Origin of the sequence: Tissierella carlieri (genome assembly GCF_018917285.1) — a bacterium.
Taxonomy (GTDB): domain Bacteria; phylum Bacillota; class Clostridia; order Tissierellales; family Tissierellaceae; genus Tissierella; species Tissierella carlieri.
On record NZ_JAHLOH010000040.1, the window covers coordinates 149,272 to 172,779 of the forward strand.

18 protein-coding genes are annotated in these 23,508 nt (G+C 31.0%); 5 read left to right on the forward strand and 13 right to left on the reverse strand.

Annotated elements, in window-relative coordinates; genetic code table 11:
* Positions 1 to 2: 2 nt before the first annotated feature.
* From KQI38_RS12980 to KQI38_RS13010, 7 genes are all read right to left on the reverse strand, one after another.
* Positions 3 to 614, reverse strand: a complete 612-nt coding sequence (locus KQI38_RS12980) for a M15 family metallopeptidase (protein WP_216560046.1) — start codon at positions 612 to 614, stop codon at positions 3 to 5.
* Positions 615 to 638: 24 nt separating this feature from the next.
* Positions 639 to 2,498 carry a sigma-54 interaction domain-containing protein gene (locus KQI38_RS12985; protein ID WP_216560048.1) on the reverse strand — a complete coding sequence of 620 codons (1,860 nt, stop codon included), beginning with the start codon at positions 2,496 to 2,498 and terminating at the stop codon, positions 639 to 641.
* 79 nt (positions 2,499 to 2,577) lie between these two features.
* Positions 2,578 to 3,375, reverse strand: a complete 798-nt coding sequence (locus KQI38_RS12990; protein WP_216560050.1) for a M55 family metallopeptidase — start codon at positions 3,373 to 3,375, stop codon at positions 2,578 to 2,580.
* Between the two features lie 353 nt (positions 3,376 to 3,728).
* Positions 3,729 to 4,907 carry a M20 metallopeptidase family protein gene (locus KQI38_RS12995; protein WP_216560052.1) on the reverse strand — a complete coding sequence of 393 codons (1,179 nt, stop codon included), beginning with the start codon at positions 4,905 to 4,907 and terminating at the stop codon, positions 3,729 to 3,731.
* Between the two features lie 13 nt (positions 4,908 to 4,920).
* Positions 4,921 to 6,066 carry an alanine racemase gene (gene alr, locus KQI38_RS13000; protein WP_216560054.1) on the reverse strand — a complete coding sequence of 382 codons (1,146 nt, stop codon included), beginning with the start codon at positions 6,064 to 6,066 and terminating at the stop codon, positions 4,921 to 4,923.
* A 38-nt stretch (positions 6,067 to 6,104) separates the two neighbouring features.
* The gene (gene lysA / locus KQI38_RS13005; protein WP_216560056.1) at positions 6,105 to 7,367 is read right to left on the reverse strand and encodes a diaminopimelate decarboxylase; all 1,263 of its coding nucleotides are present in this window, start codon (positions 7,365 to 7,367) and stop codon (positions 6,105 to 6,107) included.
* 189 nt (positions 7,368 to 7,556) lie between these two features.
* Entirely contained in the window at positions 7,557 to 8,744 is a 1,188-nt protein-coding gene (locus tag KQI38_RS13010) for an anaerobic nitric oxide reductase flavorubredoxin (RefSeq protein ID WP_216560058.1), read from the reverse strand.
* 135 nt (positions 8,745 to 8,879) lie between these two features.
* On the opposite strand from KQI38_RS13010, the gene KQI38_RS13015 reads away from it, so the two are divergent.
* Positions 8,880 to 9,434 (forward strand): hemerythrin domain-containing protein, encoded by a 555-nt coding sequence (locus KQI38_RS13015; protein WP_216560060.1) that lies wholly within the window; start codon positions 8,880 to 8,882, stop codon positions 9,432 to 9,434.
* A gap of 168 nt (positions 9,435 to 9,602) precedes the next feature.
* A complete protein-coding gene (locus KQI38_RS13020) occupies positions 9,603 to 12,626 on the forward strand; it encodes an insulinase family protein (protein WP_216560062.1) in 3,024 nt (1,007 codons plus the stop codon).
* Between the two features lie 42 nt (positions 12,627 to 12,668).
* On the opposite strand, the gene KQI38_RS13025 is transcribed toward KQI38_RS13020, so the two are convergent.
* From KQI38_RS13025 to KQI38_RS13035, 3 genes are read right to left on the reverse strand one after another with little or no spacing between them, the layout of a single operon-like run.
* Positions 12,669 to 13,349: a Crp/Fnr family transcriptional regulator gene (locus KQI38_RS13025; RefSeq protein WP_216560064.1), complete on the reverse strand. Its 681-nt coding sequence runs from the start codon at positions 13,347 to 13,349 to the stop codon at positions 12,669 to 12,671.
* Between the two features lie 12 nt (positions 13,350 to 13,361).
* Entirely contained in the window at positions 13,362 to 15,233 is a 1,872-nt protein-coding gene (locus KQI38_RS13030; RefSeq protein ID WP_216560065.1) for a heavy metal translocating P-type ATPase, read from the reverse strand.
* A gap of 28 nt (positions 15,234 to 15,261) precedes the next feature.
* Positions 15,262 to 15,477, reverse strand: a complete 216-nt coding sequence (locus KQI38_RS13035) for a heavy-metal-associated domain-containing protein (protein WP_216560066.1) — start codon at positions 15,475 to 15,477, stop codon at positions 15,262 to 15,264.
* Between the two features lie 245 nt (positions 15,478 to 15,722).
* Between KQI38_RS13035 and KQI38_RS13040 the strand changes: the two genes are divergently transcribed.
* On the forward strand, positions 15,723 to 16,490 hold the full coding sequence (locus KQI38_RS13040; RefSeq protein ID WP_216560068.1) for a hypothetical protein: 768 nt from the start codon (positions 15,723 to 15,725) through the stop codon (positions 16,488 to 16,490).
* Positions 16,491 to 16,499: 9 nt separating this feature from the next.
* Here the strand turns inward: KQI38_RS13040 and KQI38_RS13045 are convergent, their stop codons facing one another.
* Together KQI38_RS13045 and KQI38_RS13050 are read right to left on the reverse strand one after the other, a co-directional pair.
* Complete coding sequence (locus KQI38_RS13045) at positions 16,500 to 18,755, reverse strand: EAL domain-containing protein (protein WP_216560070.1); 2,256 nt, start codon at positions 18,753 to 18,755, stop codon at positions 16,500 to 16,502.
* A 38-nt stretch (positions 18,756 to 18,793) separates the two neighbouring features.
* Entirely contained in the window at positions 18,794 to 19,822 is a 1,029-nt protein-coding gene (locus KQI38_RS13050) for a threonine aldolase family protein (RefSeq protein ID WP_216560072.1), read from the reverse strand.
* Positions 19,823 to 19,997: 175 nt separating this feature from the next.
* Here KQI38_RS13050 and KQI38_RS13055 point away from each other — a divergent pair, with 175 nt between their 5' ends.
* The gene (locus KQI38_RS13055) at positions 19,998 to 20,630 is read left to right on the forward strand and encodes a glycerol-3-phosphate acyltransferase (protein ID WP_216560073.1); all 633 of its coding nucleotides are present in this window, start codon (positions 19,998 to 20,000) and stop codon (positions 20,628 to 20,630) included.
* 64 nt (positions 20,631 to 20,694) lie between these two features.
* On the opposite strand, the gene KQI38_RS13060 is transcribed toward KQI38_RS13055, so the two are convergent.
* Positions 20,695 to 22,776: an EAL domain-containing protein gene (locus tag KQI38_RS13060; RefSeq protein WP_216560075.1), complete on the reverse strand. Its 2,082-nt coding sequence runs from the start codon at positions 22,774 to 22,776 to the stop codon at positions 20,695 to 20,697.
* A 320-nt stretch (positions 22,777 to 23,096) separates the two neighbouring features.
* Between KQI38_RS13060 and KQI38_RS13065 the strand changes: the two genes are divergently transcribed.
* A complete protein-coding gene (locus tag KQI38_RS13065) occupies positions 23,097 to 23,480 on the forward strand; it encodes a helix-turn-helix domain-containing protein (RefSeq protein ID WP_216560076.1) in 384 nt (127 codons plus the stop codon).
* The last annotated feature ends 28 nt before the right edge of the window (positions 23,481 to 23,508 follow it).

Consider the following 23,508-nt stretch of genomic DNA (forward strand, 5'->3'; position numbering starts at 1 on the left):
TTTTATAATGTAAATATCTCTAGAGGGATATCTAAATAAGGAGTGGGTTCTTCTACTCCATCTACGAAATGCCACCACTCATTCTCATATGTTCTAAATCCAACACTTGACATAACTTCATGGAGATAATTTACATTTTTTCGTGCTTCTTCTGTCATATTGTTTGAACTAACCTTGGCCTTTTCTGTGAAATCATCGAATCCACTAGGCATTTCAAGCTCTTTTCCATTCTCATCTACTAAGGTTATATCTACTGCCATTCCATTATTGTGTCGTGGCCTAAATCCAGATGCAATTGGATTTTCAGGCGGTTTCGCCACATAAGGAGAATCTGGACAGGCTTCATAAAATTCTCTTTGCACATGCATTGGTCTATAAGCGTCCCATACCTTAATGGTATATCCCCTTTCTTTGAATATTTTATTGGCCTTTACAAGCTTTTCCCCAGTTTCTCTTCTTATGGCACATACTGGAACTGGATACATCACTTTCTTTAGAAAGTTATCTTTTGTAGCATATTTTAATTCAATAATAAAACTATTGTCTAAATCTTTTAATAAAACTAACCCTTCAATTTGTTTTATATTATTTTCTGCTATATCTTTCTTTGTCATATTAACTCCTTCCATATGGCAAATTTATTCTATATTATATTTCTTTATTTTTTCATAGAAAGTAGTTTTACTTATTTTTAAGGCTTCCATTGCCCTTTTTTTATCTCCTCTATAAAATGATAATGTTCTCTCAATAATTGATTTCTCATATCCTTCTAGGTACTCTTTCAATGGAACTATATCAACGCTTTTATTCTCTTTTTTATTTAATTTTAAGGCTATATGTTTTGAAAGTATGTTATTTCCTTCAGCTAAATTGACAGCTCTTTCTAAAATATTTTCTAACTCCCTTACATTTCCAGGCCAATCATAGTTTAATATTAGATTAATAGCTTCAGAAGAAATTCTTTTAGATTTACAGCCTATCTCATTGCAGATTTTCGGAAGCACTAGTTCAATCAATGCATTCATGTCTTGCTTTCTTTCTCTTAATGGCGGTATCCAAATAGGGAATACATTTATTCTATAATATAAATCCTCCCTAAAACTTCCCTTTATCATTTCATCTTCTAGATTTTTATTAGTAGCAGCAATGATACGTATATTTACTGTAATTTTTTCTGTACCACCAACTCTGTAGAAAGATTTTTCTTGAATAACTTGCAGTAATTTTACTTGTAAATTTGTAGATATGTCTCCGATTTCGTCTAAAAATATGGTTCCTCCATTCGCTATTTCAAAAAAGCCTTTTTTTCCTTCAGATCGTGCGCCTGTGAATGCTCCTTTTTCATATCCAAAAAGCTCAGATTCCAACAATGTTTCAGGTATTGCACCACAATTCACATGGATAAAAGGCTTGTCTTTAAGCTTGCTGTTCTGATGAATAGCCTGTGCAAGAATTGTTTTTCCCGTTCCGCTTTCTCCTAATATCAATACATTAGAATTAGTCTTAGAAGCCTTTAGTGCCATTCTCTTTACATATTCAATTTGCTCACTATCTCCCACAAAATTAGGAAATGCTTTGTTTAGGGTTTTCTCCTCTTTTAGTTGAGATTCAGCCTTTTCTAGCTGATTAATTGCATTATCTCTTTCCATTATAATCTTTTTTATTTCTGAAATATCTTCTACCTTTAATGCTGCTCCTATCCTCTGCTTTTGGTCCTCCACAGGTAAAAGTGTACACATAGTAGGATATCCGTTGATTTCTTCAAATTTATCTATATAACTAATATCTTCTCCTTTAGCTACATTAAAAAATTGTTGGATTATATTATCTGATTTGTGTATTTCAAAAATATTTTTTCCAATTACATCTAATGTTTCAGTATTCTTTCCTTTGGCCCTGTATTCTTTTCCTTTTAATATGTCATTGATACTTTCTCCCCTAGCAGTATATCCATGGGATTGGTAGAATTTCATTTGTTTCGTGACTCCATCTAAAACCACCATATGTCCTATTGCATTGATGTAGTTCAAGGTGAATTCTTCATCTCTAACCTTAATAGATATTATCTTATTTACAAAATCTATTTCAACTTCTATATCTACTTCTAAATAACTTGTTTTTAATTTTAAAACATCTTCCTTATGACCATTTTTTAAGGTCTTAAATACTGGATTAGCCATTCCATCTTTGCCAAATACTCCAATGGCAATAATCGAATCTCCCATATCTATGTTATTATCCTTTACCCCCAAGGACTTTAATGAATCTGAATCCATTTTTCCATCATCCTGTCCTATGGAGTTATCTCCAATAATAACTATATCTCCAATATTAATTTTCCCTTTATCATGGTTAATTTGTCCATCATAACTTATTCCAAATATTTCCTTAGCCTTATTATTATAGATTTGTATTTTGCCCTCATTATCTATTACTATAAAACCTTCAGACATCATATCCGTAAACATTTTAACATAAGATTCTGAATTTAAAGACATTTGATCACCCTTTAGATATATATTGTTACTTAATTATATCATCATAGGCTGATTTCTTGTAGCATTGTTATATTTAAAATTATAATATAAACATTCTAACTGTCATCAGTTCTTGAATATCCTTTGCTATATACTCCACTGTATGATCGTCTATAAGTCTAACTCCCGGATAATATCTTGCTTTATTAGCATCTTGATGCTCTGTAAATCTTATTTCCAATTTCAGTTCTTCTGGAGATTCTATTTTACATTCTTTAACTTTTTTAATTCCTTCCTTTACTCCACTTTTTATAGATTCACATGCACAATTTGGATGCATGTTAAAGGTAGCACCACCTTCTCCACTTTTCACAGCCACAGTCTTTATATTTGGGACTAGTTTTTTTGAGTTTTCACATAACATTTTATCTCCTGATAAAAATACTACTGGAACTCCATAATACGCAGATATCAATGAATTCATTGTAAACTCTGATGCTAATTCTCCATTGATTTTTACATATGTAGCCTTCTTAGAATTCATTGTATGAGCCAATGGGTTTCCGTTTTCTCCAGCAGCTGAATGATATCCAATAAAAATTGTAGCATCAAAACTTTCATTTATACCTGCCATCATTGATTCAGGTGAAGAAGTCCATCCTCTTATTACTCTTGCTTCTTTCGGAAGTTTAGATATATCTATATTTCTTCCAGAATCGTGAGCATCCTTTACCACTATTTCTTTTGCACCCATTTCTATTGCCGCTTCACATGCTGCTATGGTTTCTTTAGTCATTTGATCAACTGCCCATGCATATTCTCCATGACCTAATTCAGTTTCATTCCAATTGGTCACTCCAGTTATACCTTCAATATCTACGCTGATATAAATCTTCATCCTCCCACTCCTTTATTGTATATTTTCAATGCTAATTATATTTATAGCCTTTAGAAAGTAATTTTTCCTTTATCTCTCAAAATGCTTCTGCTTTCTGGTGATACATCTACTGTATCTTAAATACTAAATAAAATAATCCTAAAATTTAATAGAAATAGTATACATAAGTCATTTAATTATATATGAATATATGCAAACTATATGCCATTAGATAAATATGTTAATTTTCAACATTTTATAAACATCGGATTTATTTCAGGGCGAATTTTGGCCCCATTGCAAAACCCATTACCCCATAAGTTTAAGTTTATTATCCCTAGTAATATATGGTCTTTTTATTTAATATTACTTATTTAAAACATATCTAACAGCTCAAGCAAGGTCTTCGTTTGTAAAAGGACACCTATTTTAATACACTCTTCATCTGCCATAAAATATTCACTATGGATCGGTGCTGTCCAGCCTTTATCCTTATTTCCACATCCCAAATTATAATATGCCCCTTTAGTGTCTTGTAAAAAGAAGGAAAAATCATCTGCGCCCATACTTGGAAACTCTTTAAATTTCACTTTATCCTTGCTCAATATACCTTCTGCCGTTTTCTTCAAAGCATCAACTACTTCATCATTATTTATAAGAGCTGGATAGCCCTCTTCAAATTCTACTATTGCTGTTGCTCCATATGCTTTTGCTGTATTCTCTGTTATTTCTCTAATTCTATTTTTCGCAAATACTCTTGTATCTGGATCAATTGTCCTAAGGGTACCTGACATAATGACTTCTCCAGGTATTATATTATTTTTTATACCACCATTAATTTGGCCCAATGTTAAAACAACAGAATTTAAAGGCGATATGTTCCTGCTTACTAAGGATTGTAAGGCTGTAATTATATATCCAGCTGTTACTATAGGATCTACGGATTGATCAGGATAAGCTGCATGGCTTGATTTACCAGTTATTTTTATAGAAAATTCGTTAGTAGCTGCATTCACTTTCCCATATTTTAATTCAACTTCTCCTGCATCTAAATAAGGCATTACATGTAATGATAACATGTACTCAACATCTGGATTCTTTAAATACCCTTCCTCAATCATCTTTTTTGCTCCGCCTATGGTCTCTTCTGCTGGTTGAAAAAAGATTTTTATATTTCCACAGATTTCATCCTCTATTTCTTTCAATGTCTTTGCCACTCCGAGATGTATCGCTGTATGAATATCATGTCCACAGGCATGCATTACTCCAGCATTCACTGATTTAAATGGAATGTCAGTTAGTTCTGTTATTGGTAATGCATCAATATCTGCTCTAGCACCTACAGTCTTACCATCTTTCTTTCCTCTTATTATTGCTACAACACCTGTTTCAGCAACTCCCTTTACATACTCAATCCCCCACTCATTTAGATACTCGCAAATTCTATCACAGGTTCTATACTCCTGCTCACTTAACTCAGGGTGCATATGAAAGTCTCTTCTTATGTCTATTAATTGAGAAAAAATCTCATCAACCCTTTTTTCTATATCCATAATACTCTCCTTACTATATATAATTAATTATATTTACTATTTTTTCATCCTTAATATAGACCCGTGGTACTCGCATACCAATTCTACTCATTATCTCATTTTTATTTGTACTTCCCAGTAAAGAAGCATTGTGGATATCAAGAGTATTATTTGTTCCGTCACCATAGATAATAGCCTCATCGCCTTCACATACTTCTTCTATATCAGTTAAATCAACCATACATTGATCCATACAGATTATTCCAATTATTGGTGCTTTTTGATTATGAATTGTAACAAAGCCCTTGCCTGTTAAATTCCGAGGATATCCATCAGCATATCCAAAGGGAACAGTCCCAATAATACTATCCCTTTCAGCTCTCCATACATAACTGTAGCTTACACCTTCACCTTTAGAAACTTTTCTGACATTATATACTTTTGTTTTTAATGTTAGTGCTTGTTTTAAATCTAAAGTTCCATAGTGAAATCCCTTTATACCATATATAATTGCCCCAGGCCTTATCATATTCATCCTAAACTCTGGATAGTCAACTGCTGATATACTATCTTCAATATGCTTATATTTAAGTTTTATACCTCTTTCTTCAAGGCTCTCTATGACATTTACGAGCTTTCTATATTGTTTCTCATCTTCTTCTTTGTTTGTTAGAGCCAAATGAGAAAATATTCCTTCTACATTTAGGTTTGGTAATTTAGAAATTTTTTCGATTTCATCTATGCTTTCTTTCGAATCTCTAAATCCCAATCTATTAAATCCTGTATCATATTTTATATGAACAACAGGTATTTTATTATATTTATTGCCATAATCATTTAAAATTTCAGCTTGTCTATATGAAAATATGGTTTGAGTTATATCATTTTTAACTACATGTTCCAAATATTTATCTGGAGTAAATCCCATAATAAATATCTTGTAATCTGCAAAATGTCGTCTAAGGTCTAATGCCTCCGTAAGAGTTGCTACAGCTAAATAATCCGCTCCATTTTCCATCAATTCTTGAGCCACTCCAACTGCACCATGACCATAGCCATTAGCTTTAACTACTGCTGCTATAGCTACTTCTTCTCCAACCATTTCCTTTATATTTTTCATATTATATATTATATTATCTAGATTAACCTCAAGAAAGGTATCACGTAGTAGAAGTTCCATAGTTTATTCCTCCAAATATATTCAATATATAATAACAATTATATATCATTTCTCAATATGTCGTCATAATTCTCTCTTTTAACTATTAATCTATCTTTTCCTTCACTTAACATGACTACAGCAGGTCTTGGGATTCTATTATAATTACTCGACATAGAATAATTATATGCTCCTGTTGATAGAACCGCTAGCATATCTCCTGTTTCTACTTTAGGTACTTTCAAATCCCAAATCAAAATGTCCCCAGATTCACAACACTTTCCTGCTACAGTCACTACATCTGTTAATTCCTCTTCCGCTTTATTTATGACGATAGCCTCGTATTTAGCTTCATATAAGCTGGGTCTTGGATTATCGGGCATACCACCATCAATTGAAACATAAGTCCGTATTCCCGGAATTTCCTTAATAGCTCCTATCGTATAGATTGTAATCCCCGCTTCTCCTACTACCCATCTACCAGGTTCTATTATTACTAAAGGTCTTTCTAGCTCATATTCTTTACATCTATCTTCAATTTCCTCTATTATAGAATCTGTAAAATAGGCTAAAGGTTTTCTTTCCTCACTTTCAGAATAATGGATACCATATCCTCCTCCAGTATTCAACTCCTTAACTATAAATCCATATTCATCTTTTACTTTTTTCATTAACTGCGTCATTATCTGAATAGCCTTAATATGGTTCCCATTATCTGAAATCTGTGACCCAATATGGAAATGGAATCCAAGCAATTCAGTAAATTCCAATTTCAAAACCTTCTCCATTGCCGTCTTTATAGTTTTCTCATCTAGAGGTATTCCAAATTTAGAATCCACTTGACCAGTTTGAATATACTTATGTGTATGGCTGTCGATACCTGGACTTATTCTAAATAGTATATGAACCTTTTTATTATGTTTCTTTGCTATTTCTTCAATAATATCCATTTCTTCTAAGTGATCTACAACTATTCTTCCTACATTATTTTCTATTGCCAATTCTAGTTCATCTATAGTTTTATTATTCCCATGGAATATTATTTTTTCCATAGGAAACTCAACTTGAATTGCAGTATAAAGCTCACCACCAGACACTACATCCATTCCTATGCCCGATTCTTTAATAATCCTCGCCATTTCCTTAGTTAGAAATGCTTTACTAGCATATACCGCCATTGTCTTAGGGTTCTTATCCAGAAAATCTTCTCTAATCTCCCTCAGTCTATCTTTAATATAATCCTCAGACATCACATAAAGAGGTGTTTTATATTTTTCAGCTAATTTAACTGTATCACATCCGGCAAATATATAATTATTCATTTAATAACAACTCCTCCACAAAATAGTTTCCAATATTAATTACAAGCAAAAAATATGCCAAGTCAATAAATAGCCTATTGCTAATATTTAACCTGGCATATTTAAAATTTTAGTAATATTTCTTCCTATTTCTCGTTTTTTTTCCGCCTTTTCGGAACTGTTCTTTGGAGAACTTCTTATTATTCTTTTCTATAGTTTTTCTGCAAAACTCTTTCCAAATTCTATACACCTTGATATAGCTTCTGCATCTGGATTCCAAAGCTCTTTTATTCCTTCTTGCAATATCTCAAGTTTTGCATCCTTTAGCTTCTGCTCTATTACGGCTACGGACTCACCAGACCAACCATAGGAACCAAAAGCTGCTGACTTTTTATTCTTAAATCCTATTCCTTTTATCATCTCAAGAATCCCTGCTGTTGCATGCATTATACTCTTGTTAACTGTAGAAGAACCAAATAATATTGCTTTAGACTTAAATAATTCAGTTATTACATCATTTTTATCTGAATTTGCTGCATTATATAATTTTACAGTTACATCTTTATTCACTGATTTTATACCCTCTGAAATTGCCTCTGCCATTCTTTTTGTGCCGTTCCACATAGTATCATATACTATTGTAATTTGATTTTCTTGATATGCATCTGCCCACTCTAAATATTTTTCAACTATTTGTGCTGGATTATCTCTCCAGATAATTCCATGAGATGTAGCTATCATATTAAGTGGCAGGTTAAACCCTAAGACCTCTTTAATTTTATTAGTGACTAATACGCTAAATGGAGTTAATATATTTGCGTAATATTTAACAGCTTCTTGATATAATTCCCCTTGATCCACTAAATCATTATACATTAAATCTGATGCATAATGTTGTCCAAAGGCATCATTACTAAACAATATATTTTCTCCACTCATATAAGTCATCATACTATCTGGCCAATGAAGCATTCTTGCTTCTACGAATGTTAGAGTTGATTTTCCTATATCTAATGTATCTCCTGTCTTTACTTCTACAAAGTTCCAATCTTCATGAAAATGTCCTTTTAATATTTTTGCTCCGTTTGATGTACAATAGATTGGAGTATTTGGTATCTCCTTCATTAACAATGGCAAAGCTCCACTATGGTCTATCTCTGAATGTTGTGCTATTATATAGTCTATTTCATTTAGGTCTATTTCCTTCTTTAATTTCTCAACATACTCTTCAGCAAATGGTTCCCAAACTGTATCAATAAGTACTGTCTTTTTGTCTCTAATTAAGTATGAATTATAGGAAGACCCCCTATGTGTCGAGTATTCATCTCCATGGAAGGTTCTTAGTTCCCAATCTATCTTCCCTACCCATGTTACCTTATCGGTCATCTTAAAACTCATTGCATTACCTCCTTATAATTAATTATTTAATCCCATAATATATGTACCCATTTTATTGTAAAATATTATTATTTTGTTATTTATTATGAAATTAAGGGTAAAATCATAGAGAAAATACTTTGTGAGGTGAATATCTTGGAATCCATAAGAATAATGGTTGAAGAACATACCAATATTAGGAGAATGCTTAAAGTGATTAGGAAAATTTCCTATAGAGTTATGACTAACTCTGAATACGATATAGATGATTTCCCAAGGATAATTGATTTTGTAAGAACTTATGCAGATAAACATCATCATGGAAAAGAAGAAGATATACTATTCCAGACAATGAATAAGGAAATTGAAAAATTAGCAAAATCAGGTGCTATTACTGGAATGTATATAGAGCATGATATGGGAAGGCTTTACATGGCCAATCTTGAAAAGTCATTGGAAGAATTTAAAAATGGCAATGATGAAGCAAGACTTGACATTATAGCAAATGCCATTTCCTATACAAATTTATTGGATAGGCATATAGAGAAAGAAAATACCGCTATGTATAAATTTGCTGAAAATATGTTAAATGATAGCAGCAAAGCTTTTATTGAGGATGAATGTAAAAAAGTAGAGAACTCGGCAACTGAAGCAGGAATTCAAGAAAAATATATTACTTTAATAGAAGAATTGGAAAGTAAATATAAATAGAATAAACATAAAAAAAGTGACCTAGATAATATAATACAATTACCTAGGTCACTTTTTTAAATTAAACTGTCTTTTACTTAACAAATTAGTTGACAAATGGTAAATTATGGTGTACTATTCAATTAATACACTAGTACAAATAAATTATAATACAAAAGGGGGATATCTGTGAAAGGATTTAGTGTAAAACAAAAACCAATTGCTTTAATTTTGCTAGTAGTTTTATTATCAACATTTTTATTCTCTAACATATCTTATGCTGAAACAAAAAATTTAAGAGTTGGAGAGACTTATTTTGGTTTCAAACTAATTGAACAAAAACATCTAAAAGAGTTAGATTCTGTTGGTAGGATTTTTCAACATGAAAAAAGTGGTGCTAGGTTACTTCAAATAGAAAATGATGATGAAAATAAAGCATTTTCTATTTCTTTCAGAACACCAGTTGAAAACAATAAGGGGATTCCCCATATTTTAGAGCATGTGCTTTTAAATGGAGGCTCAGAAAAATTTCCTGTAAGAAATCTCTTTTTTGAAATTGTAAAGGGAACTTTAACCAAGAATCTAAATGGGCTTACCTATCCAGACAGAACTACTTATCCATTTTCTAGTATGAACGATAAAGAATTCAATGACTTACTGGATGTTTATCTCAGTGTAGTTTTTAAACCTGCATTTTATAAGGATGAGAACTTCTTTAAAGTTGACGGATGGCATTATAGCATTGAGGATAAAAATGCACCTCTTCAATATAATGGAGTTGTATATAATGAAATGAAAGGAGCTTTGTCATCTCCTGATTCACAGCTACATTATTCAATAATGCAAAGCTTATATCCAGACACTAATTATGCTTACTTATCTGGAGGAAATCCTCCTGATATACCAAGTCTAACTTTCCAAGAAGTGAAAGATTTCTATGATAAATATTATCATCCTTCAAATAGTTATATTTATCTCTATGGAAAAATCGATATATTGGAGAAACTTAAATTCATCAATGATAATTATTTAAAGGATTTCGATAAAGAGGAAATAGATTCTAAACCCATTGTTCAAAAACCCTTTGACAAGAGGAAAGATATAATAGTTGAGTATCCTATTTCAACGGAGGACTCTGCAGAAGGAAAATCATCTATTGCTCTAAGCTTTTCTATTAAAGATGACTCTAGAATCGATACGATGACTTCCTTCAATGTACTAACTTATATACTATTTAAAAACCAAGCTTCTCCAGTGGTGCAAGAACTAAATAAAGCTGGTTTTTACAATATTAGCGCCCAAATGTCTCCTAACTTCTTGCAACCTTATGTAACAATAACTGCACAAAATATCAATCCTAATATGAAGGATGACTTTGTAAATATTGTATTTTCTTCTTTAAAGGATGTAGTAGAAAAAGGTATAAATAAAGATCTTATTAAATCAACACTAAACGTAGTAGAGCTAGATTTAAGACAGCAGTACTCAAGAAATATTAATACAGGGCTTATGTATGGTGATTTAGCAATGTTTAGCTGGCTATATGACGAAGACCCATTTGAAGGTCTAAATATGGCAGATAGCTTCAGAAAATTAAAGATTGCATTAGATAAGCCTTATTTTGAAGAACTAATCCAAAAACATATTCTAAATAATAAACATAGTTCTTTAATACTTCTTCAGCCAAAGAAAGGCTTAATGGAAGAAAAAGACGCTGCTGCAACAGAAAAACTCAGAGAATATAAGGCATCTCTTTCAGATAAGGAAATAGAAGATATTGTAAGAGAATATAAAGAACTTCAAGAATGGAATAATACTCCTAATTCTGAGGAAGCCTTAGATACTATGCCTGCGCTGTCTTTAAAAGACTTAAAGCCTACTATAGAGGAAATCCCTACTATAGAAAGCAAAGATGAAGATATGATTATTTTGCATCATCCATTATTCACCAATGGTATTGGAAGCATAAATTTATATTTTGATGCTTCTTATGTGAAACAGGAACAAATTCCTTATATAAATCTATTATCAGAGATATTAGGGAAAATGAGTACCGAAAATTATAATTATACTGAACTTCCAGTGCAAGAAGCTATGTATACAGGAGGTATCAACTATTATCCTAGTGTACTAACTAAAAAAGGAAATAACACAGATTATGATCCTAAATTAGTCGTTTCATCTATTGCCACTGATGAAAACATAGGTCAAATGTTTAAGTTGATTTCAGAAGAAATAGAAAAGACTAAATTCGACGATAAAGAAAGGCTAAAACAGCTTATTTCGATGTCAAAGTTTACTATTGAAAATCAATTGAATAGCATGCCTTTGAATACGGCCGCAATAAGAAATCTCTCTTATTTCTCACCTGTTTTCAAGTATAACGATATTTTAAATGGCTTTAGTTATTATGATTTTATATCAGAACTTGATTTGAATTATGATTCTAGGTATGAAGAAATAGTCAAGAATCTTGAAGAAGTTAAAGATACTATTTTTAATAGAAATAATTTAGTAATAAGTATTACTGGGGAAAATGCAGAATACAAGGCTTTTAAGGAAAATCTTCCTACATTGCTTGAAATCTTGGAAAATAAAGACTATCCTTCGCAGAAATACGAATTTAAGATTGAAGATACTAACGAAGCCTTTACATCTCCAATAGATATTTTATATAACTTTGCAGCTTTTGACTTTACAAAGAGTGGATATAAATATAGTGGTAGTATGAAGGTTTTAAACAATGTTATATCTGACTATTTATTTAATGAAATTCGCGTCAAAGGCGGAGCATATGGTGCTATGTTTAATATAGTCAACGAATCTAATATTATCTTTATGAGTTATAGAGATCCAAAATTAAAAGAAACTTATAATGCTTATAACAGCACTGTAGGTTTTCTCAGAAACTTTGATTTAGATGAGAAAGCATTTGAGAAATTTATTATTTCTTCTTTGGCAGAATACTATGTTCCAGTATCTAGCATACAAAAAGGAAATGAGGCCGATTATTATTATCTTATGGGAATTAAGACTGAGGATTTAAATAGAGAGCTTAAAGAAATATTAAACACGAAGCCTCAGGATATGAAAAAATTTGCTGAAATGATTGAAAAGGGATTAAAAGATAATAATATTGTAACAGTTGGAAATGAGAAAGTAATAAAAGACAATAAAGGTTTCTTTAATAGTATAAAAAATTTAATAAAATAAATATCTAAATAGAATAACCTCTAATTTAAATAAAATTAGAGGTTATTCTATCTTTTCTAAAGCTTCTATATCCAGTAAAATTATTCTTCTATGACCAATTAATTTTATAATTCCCATATCCTGAAAAACTGTTAATTTTCTACTTAAAGTCTCTTGACTCATTCCTAAATGAGATGCAAAGTCTCTTTTACTCATCTTTAAAGATACTTCCCCTTTTTCATTTGCCATATTAATTAGAGTAAGAGCCAGCCTTCTTTCTACTCCATGAAGGCTTATATTTTCTATCAAATGCTCAGCTTTTTCTAATCTTTGACTTAGTTCCTCCATTACTTTAAATGCTATGGTAGGATATTTTTTCATTAACTCTTTTAATTTTTTCCCATCTATCATACATGCAACTGTCTGTGACAGCGCTTCTCCATTATCAGTTAATGGCAAGGGACTAAAGATAGATAGTTCTCCCATAAAATCTCCAGGTCCCAATACTCTAATTACCTGTTCTTTTCCCGAATCTGTAAATCTAGTTATCTTTACTTTTCCAGAATGTATTACATAGAGTTTATCTCCCTTATCCCCAGCCATATATATCATTTCACCTTTTTCAAAGGTTTTTTCTTTTGTTATCCTAGCTACTTCCATCATTTCTTCATAAGTTAGATTGCTAAAGATTGGAACTATCTCTATACAATTTTTCCCTTCTCTTTTAAAGCAGTTACAATCCATTTAAACATCTCCTTAAATCTCTAACATTTTCTTCGATTTGCCTCTATCTCCATATCCTAAAAGTCTAACTGCATTAATTACAACTAGCAAGACAGACAATTCATGGACTAACATTCCAAAGGATAAATTGACTGTTTTAATCAATACTCCTGCTAATAATAATGCTGCTACAGCTATGGCAAAGTAAATATTTTGTCTCATATTATTTACTGTAGCACGGCTCAACCCTATGGCATGGGATAGTTTTTTTATTTCGTCAGACATCAACACTACATCTGCTGTTTCCATGGCTACATCTGTTCCTGCACCACCTATGGCAATTCCTAAATCGGCTGAAGCCAATGCTGGCGCATCATTTACTCCATCTCCTACCATGGCTGCTACACCATATTTTTCTTGTAATTCTTTTAATACCCTAACCTTATCTTCTGGTAAAAGTTCTGCATAGAAATCGTCTAATCCTATTTCTTCAGCGATTGCTTTAGCAGCTCTTCTATTATCTCCAGTAAGCATTACTATTTTTTCTACACCCAATCTCTTTAGATTAGATACTAATTTCTCAGCATCTTCCCTTACAACATCAGCAATGGATATAACCCCCAATACTTGCCTTGTATCTCCAACTATTACAGCGGTCTGTCCTTTTTCTTCTTCAGATTGTAGATATTTTTCTACATCCTCTCCAATGCTTATCTTGTTTTCTAAGAACAATTTTCTATTTCCAATTAAAATTGTTCCACCTTCTATCTTAGTTTTAAGACCTTGACCAGTTATTATCTCTGACTCCTCTGGCATTTCATCAATTTTTCCTAGATCCTTTTCTGCCCGAGCCAGTATTGCACGAGCTAAGGGATGCTCTGAATATCCTTCTCCTATTGCAGTTATTCTTAGCAACTCTTTTTCGTCTATATTATAGGATTTTATATGGGTTACCATTGGTTTCCCAACAGTCAATGTTCCCGTCTTATCAAAGGCTAAAACCTTTATTTTCCCTAAGTTTTCCATTATCTCTCCACCTTTGACTAATACACCATGCTTTGCCCCATTTCCTATACCTGCTACAATAGACACAGGGGTTGATATAACCAAAGCTCCTGGACAGGCTATAACCAATAATGTAAGAGCTAATACTAAATCCTGAGTCACTAGATATAACCCTATTGCTAATACTATTATAGCAGGAGTATAATATCTTGAAAACTTCTCAAGAAATTTTTGAGTTTTTGCTTTCTTATCTTGAGCTTCTTCCACCATTTGAAGTATCCTTGCAAACGTAGTATCTTCCCCTACTCTTGTTGCCTCAATTACTAGATATCCAGACTCAATTATTGTTCCTGAAAAAACGCTATCATCTATATTTCTATTAACAGGGATTGACTCTCCTGTAATAGCTGATTGATTTACATATGCTGAGCCTTCTATAACATTGCCATCTACAGAAATCTTTTCTCCTGGTTTTACTACTACCTGATCTCCTTTAACTACTTCATCGGGAGAAATTATTATTTCAACTCCATCTCTCATTACTCTAGCTGTATCTGGAGCTAAATCCAGCAAAGCTTTAATTGAAGATCTAGTTTTTTCTATAGTTCTAGATTCTAGGTAATCACCTAGCATAAATAGAAATGTTACAGCTGCCGCTTCCCAGTATTCCCCTATAAACATTGCACCTATGACTGCTATGGATACTAAAGCATCTATTCCTATTATCCAGTATCTTGCAGCAGATATTGCATTTCTCAGTATTGGAGTACCTGCAATTATGGCTGCAAGAATCATGACTACAGATGTTATTATTTGCTCTCCTATTGTATTTTTTAATATAAAAGCTACTGCTACTAATATCCCTGATATCCAAACTCTTTGAGCCTTGGTTAATTTCATTATACTCTCCCCTCTTAAACTTTACTTATTATTTTTCACTTAAAACATCAAATCCTAATTTTTCAATTTTTGATACTATATCTTCTGAGCTTAATATTGATTCATCGAAAGTTGCTTTAACTCTGGATGTATTAAATAAAACTTCTCCTGTAGAGATACCTTTTGTCTTCTTTAACATTCCTTCAATTTTAGCCACGCAGTTTGGGCAAGTTAGTGTTTCTAATTGATAAGTTTTTGTTATCATAATATTACCTCCTGTTTTTATTGTTTGTAGCTTTATTATAAGCTAGAATAGAATAATTTACTTTGACCTAGGTCAAAATTTCGTAATTATTTTGGAGAGTTTCTTTAATTATTACCCTATTTTTATATTATTAATTAAATCAGATAGATTTATTATGTTTTATCATTGTAATCAATTCGTAATTCTATGTTCCTTGTAAAGAATATAAAATTATGTTACCCTATACTATAAAGGATGGTGATGATATGAAAAATTTAATTAGAAAAATCTCTTTAATGTTAGTAGTATTAATGGTACTAGTCATTTCCTTTGGTTGTACTCCTAAGAGCAATCCTGCAGCAGAAGAAAAGATATCTACAAATCTAGGTTTCTTAAGTGAAATAAATACAGAGAATGGAAAAAGTTACATTACTATTTCCACAAATGAAACAACTCTAAAATTAGAGGTAACAGACAAAAGCCTTATAGATAATCTGGCTGTAAATGAATATTATATGGTAGCCTTTAATCAAAATAATATAGTGAAATCAATAGAACCAAATTCATTTATAAAAGATTTAGTTGAAAAATATGGAAAACCAAATGGAGAATCTGAAGACCTAATTATTAAGGCTACAGACAAAGTTGATTATAATGACTTAACTTTGCTTGATTCCGCGAATATAGACTTTAATAAAGATGGAACAGAGGAAACTATAGAGTTGTATACAGTTGCTCAAAGATACAATGGTGAGATTGCTTGGGATGATGGTCAAAATTGGGTACTAGTTGTAAGAGATGCTGATAATGATTATATTCTCTTTAATGATTATGTTCAATTAGGCGGCATAAGTTTTTATGCATATTTTGAAGGTGAAGATTTTGTAGTAACTACAGTTCAATCAGGTACATCAAATTTAAAACTTACAGAATATAGATTTGATAAAGAATCCAATAGTTTTATTAGTAAAGTAAGCTTTACTACTCATGGTGATGTAAATATGTTCCACCAAGCACCTTTAGGATACAAATAATAAAAGCCCTTATATAGGGCTTTTTTCATTTATCATCTCATCTATCTTTTCCTTTGATACTGGCTTACTAAAATGGTAACCCTGAGCTATATCACATTTCATTTCCTTCAGTATCTCTAACTGTTCTATATTTTCTACCCCTTCAGCAGTTACCTTTAATCCCAATTGTTTTGCTAAAACAATTATCGTATTTGAAATCATCTTATTTTTATCATTTTTCTCAATATCCCAAATAAAAGATCTATCTATTTTAAGTTCGGACACACTCATTTCATTTAAATAATTTAAACTGGAATATCCTGTCCCAAAATCATCTATAGCTACTGCTATCCCAAGGTTTTCTAACATATTTAAAATGTTTAATGTATAATCTATATCTGATATAGCCGTGGTCTCTGTAATCTCCAAGGTAAGATTCCTTGGATTAAGTTTTGACTCATTTAGGGCATTTATTACTTCATTTATAAATCTTCTATCTTGAAACTGCCTAGCCGAAATATTCACAGACATAATAATATCATGCCCTAAATCAATCCATTTTTTTGCTTGAACTGCAGCCTCCTTTAATATCCATTCTCCCATTTGAATTATCAATCCTGTTTCTTCAGCTAAAAAAATAAATTTATCTGGGTATAGGAGTCCTTGTTCTGGATGATTCCATCTTACCAAAGCCTCTACCCCTCTGATCTTTCCTGTTAATATATCTATTTGAGGTTGGTAATGTAATACCAACTGATTATTTTCTACAGCTTGTCTCAACTGATTTAAAAGCATCATCTTCTCAAGGCCTTTAGACTGTATCTCTTTTCCATAAAGATAGTAAGCATTTCCTCCAAAGTCCTTTGCTTTATATAATGCAAGATCAGCATTTTTAATTATGGACTGAGAATCCAGTCCTCCTTCTGGATATAATGCTATACCAATACTAGTAGTTAAATATAATTCATAATCCTTAACATAATATGGTTTTTTAAAATCTTCTATAATAATCCTCGCTAATTCTATTGCATCATCACTATGCTGAATACCTTTAAGTAGTATATAGTACTCATCTCCACCAATTCTCGCTACGATATCTTCTTCTTTTACTAACTTCTTAAGTCTCATACCTAAAATCTTTAATACATGATCTCCTACATAGTGACCTAATGTATCATTTATATGTTTAAATCTATCTAAATCCAAAAGTAACACCGCAAATAAATCATCGTTTTTTTCTAAATTTTCAAATATACTATTTAATTCTTCTATAAAATAAACTCTATTAGGAAGTGACGTGACAAGATCATAATATGCTAAATTATATATTTCTTTTTGATGTTTTATTAAACCTTCATTGGCTACTTCGAGTTCATTAGTTCTTTTTAATACTTCTTTTTGAAGTCTTTTATTATAGAAGTACAAAAATAAGAAAATTAAAGATATTATCGTCACTACAGATATAATTTGTTTTTTATAGGCATTATATGTCATCTTAATGTAGGACATATCTTCCCCGAACCATTTTTTATAAATATTATCATAAACCTTATTTCTCTTAATAGTTTCTAAGCCCCTCTCCAATATTTGGAAAAGCTCTTCGTTATCCTTTCTAACAGCTGGCCCATACTTTGCAGTAGAGATAGGTTCTCCTACAACTTTAACTAATTCTGTCATTCTATTTCTCTGTAGATGATATAGGCCAACTATTTTATTTACTAAAGCTGCATCTACTTCTTTATTTCCTACTGCAATCAAGGCTTCTTCTTGACCATTTTTAGGATAACCAATTACGCGAGGTATTTCTAAAATTAGAGATTCGTTATAATCATTTTTTTGATAAGCTACCTTTAGTCCTTCTAGGTCTTCTAATTCGTTTATATGTACAGTGTCCTTTGCTGCAAAAATCACTTGTTCATTGACAACTGTAGGTAGAGTGAATTTATATTTTTCTAGCCTTTCCTCATTTTGGGACATACCTATAATACCATCAATTTCATTTCTGTCCAAGGCTAGTATTGCGTCATTCCATTCCATTGGTATAATCTCGATTTGTAAATCCATCTCATTGGCAATTGCATTTATTATATCAACATTATATCCTTTATAGTTACCGTTCTCATCAATATATTCATAAGGTGGATGGTTATGATCTCCTGCAAATCTAATAATTTTTGAACTATTGTTAGAATAAACATTTTCACTATCTATAAATAGGCTTTGGATGGAAATCAAAGTTAGTACTATTAATAATACTATTGTATTTTTCTTCGTCTTGGATCTCATAATCATCCCCCTTTAATCATATTTCCCCGTTAATCTCCCTATATAATCCCCTTTATCTCTTTAGCAAATTTAATAAATTTATCTATATCTTCCTTATTAGTATCGAAGGATGTAACTAATCTAACCAAATTTGTTTCTTCATCTATTACATAAAAATCAAATTTTTCTTGCAGAGATTTGATTAAATCCTTTTCCATATATGCAAATATCATATTAGTCTCTGGTTCAGATTTTAAGGTGATTCCAGAAATTCCAGATAAGCTGCTTGCAAAGTATTTACCCATATTATTTGCATTTAATGCATTTTCTCTCCATAAGTCGCCACTTAAATATGCGACAAATTGTGCAGATACAAACCTCATTTTAGACAATAATTGCATTCCTTGCTTTCTATAAAATTTAAAAGCTTTACTTAGATCTTTATTTAATGAAACTATAGCCTCTCCTATCATCATTCCATTTTTTGTTCCACCAAAGGATAGAAGATCCACTCCTGTATCTGTTATCATCTCTTTAAAAGTAGTGTCAAGTGCCACTACTGCATTAGCTATCCTTGCCCCATCTATATGTAATAACATATTATTCTCATGAGCAAATTCAGCTAACTCTTTAATTTCTTCTATTGAATATAGTGTTCCAGTCTCAGTAGTTTGAGATATGGAAATTATCCTAGGCTGGGACTGATGTTCGTCTCCTAAAGAATGAAGAAAACTCTTCACCCCTTCCCCACATATTTTTCCATTTTCAGTTGGTATCTGTAATATTTTTGCTCCACTAAATTTTTCTAATGCTCCACATTCATCTACATTTATATGAGCTGTATTTGCACATACTACTGCCTCATATGGCATCAATAATCCACTAAGCCCAATAACATTTGCAGCTGTACCTGTAGTTACAAAATATACGTCTACATCAGCTCCTAATTGTTCTTTTATCTTGTTTATGGCTTCTTTAGTTGTATTATCGTTACCATAAGAATAATCATGACCGCTGTTAGCATTTAACATAGCTTCCATTACTTTGGGGTGAACTCCAGAGTTATTGTCACTCATAAACATTTTCATATCTTATCCTCCTTAAATCAAACTTATCTATCTGTCAATGCTACGAAATTACCAATTATAGACATTATTATACTATATGCGACAGTTAAACTAAATAGGTACATTGGCATATTATAGGAGATATTATTGTAATACATTTTATGATATAATATACTGTATTGACGGAGGTGATACGTTGAAATCTTATTTACTCGTTATTATTATAGGGTATTTATTCGGCTGTCTACAATGGTCCTATATATTTAGTAAAACTTTTTTAAATGTGGATATTAGAACACTTGGGGCTGGAAATGCTGGTGCATCAAATACTGTAATATCACTAGGATGGAAATGGGGTGTCCTAGTTGCCATCTTAGATATATTAAAAGCAATTATTTCTATTTTAGTTATTAGATATTTATTTAAAATTTCTCATCTAAGTGAAAGTGTTTTTCTTCTGTATTTAAATGGTCTTTTTGTAATCCTTGGTCATGATTTCCCATTCTTTATGGGTTTTAGAGGTGGAAAGGGTGCTGCATCTCTTCTAGGTATGTTAATAGGTGTAGATTATAGATTTGGCTTATTGGGCTTCCTCATAATTTTGCTTATAACTGTTTTTACTGACTATATAGCCTTAGGTACTATAGCCATGAACTTATTTCTATTATTAGCAACTATTTATTTTAATCTTGGACTTGGTCCAATAATCATATCTGCCCTTCTTGTGATTATAGCTATTTATCTTCATATACCAAATATTAAACGTATAAGAGATAAAGAAGAAAAAGGGCTGAGGGGAACCTTAAAGAAAAAAATCAAAAATATATAGGGAACGGTTATTCAACCGTTCCGCCCCTAAAAAAAATTTATTCATGCCTTTTAAATCGCCCCTTTTAGCATAAACAAATTTTATTCTTTCCATTCCTTTTTAATAACTCTTCAATTTTATATGCTTCAACTGGTTTACTAAACAAGTAGCCCTGTACAAATGTGCATCTATTTGCATTTAAAAACTTTAATTCTTCTTCTCTTTCTACCCCTTCAGCAGTTAAAGTAATATTCAAGCTTTCAGCTAAAGATATTATTCCCTTTACAATTTTAGATTTATTAATATTTCCATCTACTCCATCGATAAACATTCTATCAATTTTAATATTATTAATATTCAATTCACATAGTTGTCCTAGGGAAGAATATCCAGTACCAAAGTCATCTATGGCTATTTTTATTCCTAATTTCCCTAACTCCTTTATTGTATCCTGAATCAATTCATAGTTTTGAGTAAAAAAAGTCTCAGTTATCTCCAGCTGAAGATATTGAGGTTTCAACATAGATTTCTCCAATATCTTTTTTATCCTTTTAGTAAAATCAGGTTTTTCTAATTGCAAAACAGATACATTTACAGATATGTATATGGGATCATATCCTAATTCTTGCCATTCTTTATTTTGACTACATGCTTTTAGCAATACCCACTCTCCTATAGGATGTATCATACCTATCTTTTCTGCTATTGGTATAAATCTAGCAGGTGGAATTATACCTTTTTCTCCATGATTCCATCTGATTAAAGCTTCTGCTCCAACTAATCTATTCGTATCAATACTGTATATTGGTTGATAATCTAAATACAATTCTTCTTTTAGTCCTAATTTTAATAAATCATTTTTTATCCAAAAATATTCTTGAATTTCTTTATCCAAAGATTTTTCAAATCTAGTGGCATTATTATTGTTTTGTATCTTGCATTTACTCATAGCAATATCTGCTTTCCTAATTAAAGTAGTAGAATCCATTCCGTCATCAGGATATACTGCTATTCCAATACAAGTTGTTATTTGAAATTCACCATTGCCTACAGAAAAATAATCTTCAAGATTTTTTATAATATTATTAGATAATCTCTCGACTTCATACAAGGTATCTATTCTAGGCATCAAAATAGCAAATTCATCTTCACTAAATCTTGCAACAGTATCTTCTATTCCTACGCTAGCTCTTAATCGTAGTGCAAATTCTTTCAATACCTGTTCCCCAGCAAAATGCCCTAAAGCATTCTTAATCTCTTTAAACTCATTAACCTTTAATATAAGTATTACTAACTTTTCCTTAGTATTTTCATTAGAATTATTCTTAAATACTTCATAATCTAAATTATCTAAGAAAAACTTCATATTAAATAGTCCAGTTAAACTGTCATTATAAGTGAGCATCTTTATCTTATTTTCTTTTTCCTTAGTCTCAGATATATCAGAATAGATGAAATAAGCTCCAATAAAATTTCTATCCACTACTATAGGACATATAAACAACAGTAAATCTAGGGTACTATCATCTCTCCTTTTTATTCTAACTTCTCTCCGTATACATTTACCTTCTATTATTGATTCTCTGAAATCACAAAAAGGATCATATATTGTTTGTTCACATAATATTTTTGTAATATCTTTATTTACTATTTCTAATAAATCATATTGAAAAGCCTTCTTAAATTTATCATTAATATTCAATATTCTAAATTCAGCATTAACTATTGCAATAGCTTCAGGAGAATTATTAAAGAGATTATCAAAATAGATTTGATTGATCATATAGTCTTTTTCTAACTTAGTCTTTTCTTTAATATCATGAATAACTGAGAATAATAAATTCTTATCTCCAACTTCTATAAAACTACTAGATACTTCTACATCTCTTATTTCACCGTCAAATAATTTATGTCTAAATCTAAAAAACTTTCTATTTTCTAGTTCTGCCTTCTCTATTTCTTTAGATATCTCTTTTTGAGTTGAGATATTTATATCTGAAATATTCATAGAAAGTAATTCTTTTTTTGAGTATAAATAATAATCACATGCTGCTAAATTAGCATCATCAATATTTCCTGTTTCAGCATCTATAATTATCATGGGTGTGAGACTATTATTAAAGGCTTCTTTATATTTACAATTATATTCTACAAATTGTTCCTTCAAAATTTCTCACCTCTGCTTTTTACTTACTGCAAATTCCTTAAATTATCTCTTTAAATTTACCATTGATCAATTCAATATTCTATATCTAAAACCAAGTGGTCAGCTAATATATCATTTAGATAGATACTAAATTTTCCTAATACCCTACTTCTAAGTTTTATTTGAAAATTAAATATTTAAACTTAGGATTAATAATTATATATTAGCATAAAATATTATTATTGACAACAAATGTTGACATTTTATTGCATTTAGACCCTTTTTGAAGACAGCCTATAGATTTGATTGTTTTTATGCTAGGATATTTATGAGGTGATGCCATGACTTTTGGAGAGCGTTTAAAACTGCTTAGAGAAGAGAATTCTTTAACTCAAAGTGAGTTAGCTAAAAAATTAAATATTAGTAGACAGTCTGTTAGTAATTACGAAAATGGTTCGCGTTTTCCTAATGATGTGCAACTCCTTGTGAAAATTTCTGCACTTTTTTGTGTCTCACTAGACTACCTTATAGGTTTATCTAATATTAGACTTTCTCTCCCAAACCAAGATATGGAAAAGAATCCTCAATTCATGGAAAATAATGAAAGCCCTTATTCTGCTAAAAGAAATGTACTAGAAGAACTTTTTTTAGAAATTGATAATATGCCTCTGGAAGATATTAAAAAGGTTATTAAATTTATAAAGGTAATTAATGGGAAATTATAACTAATAAATTTAAATAAATAATTATTTT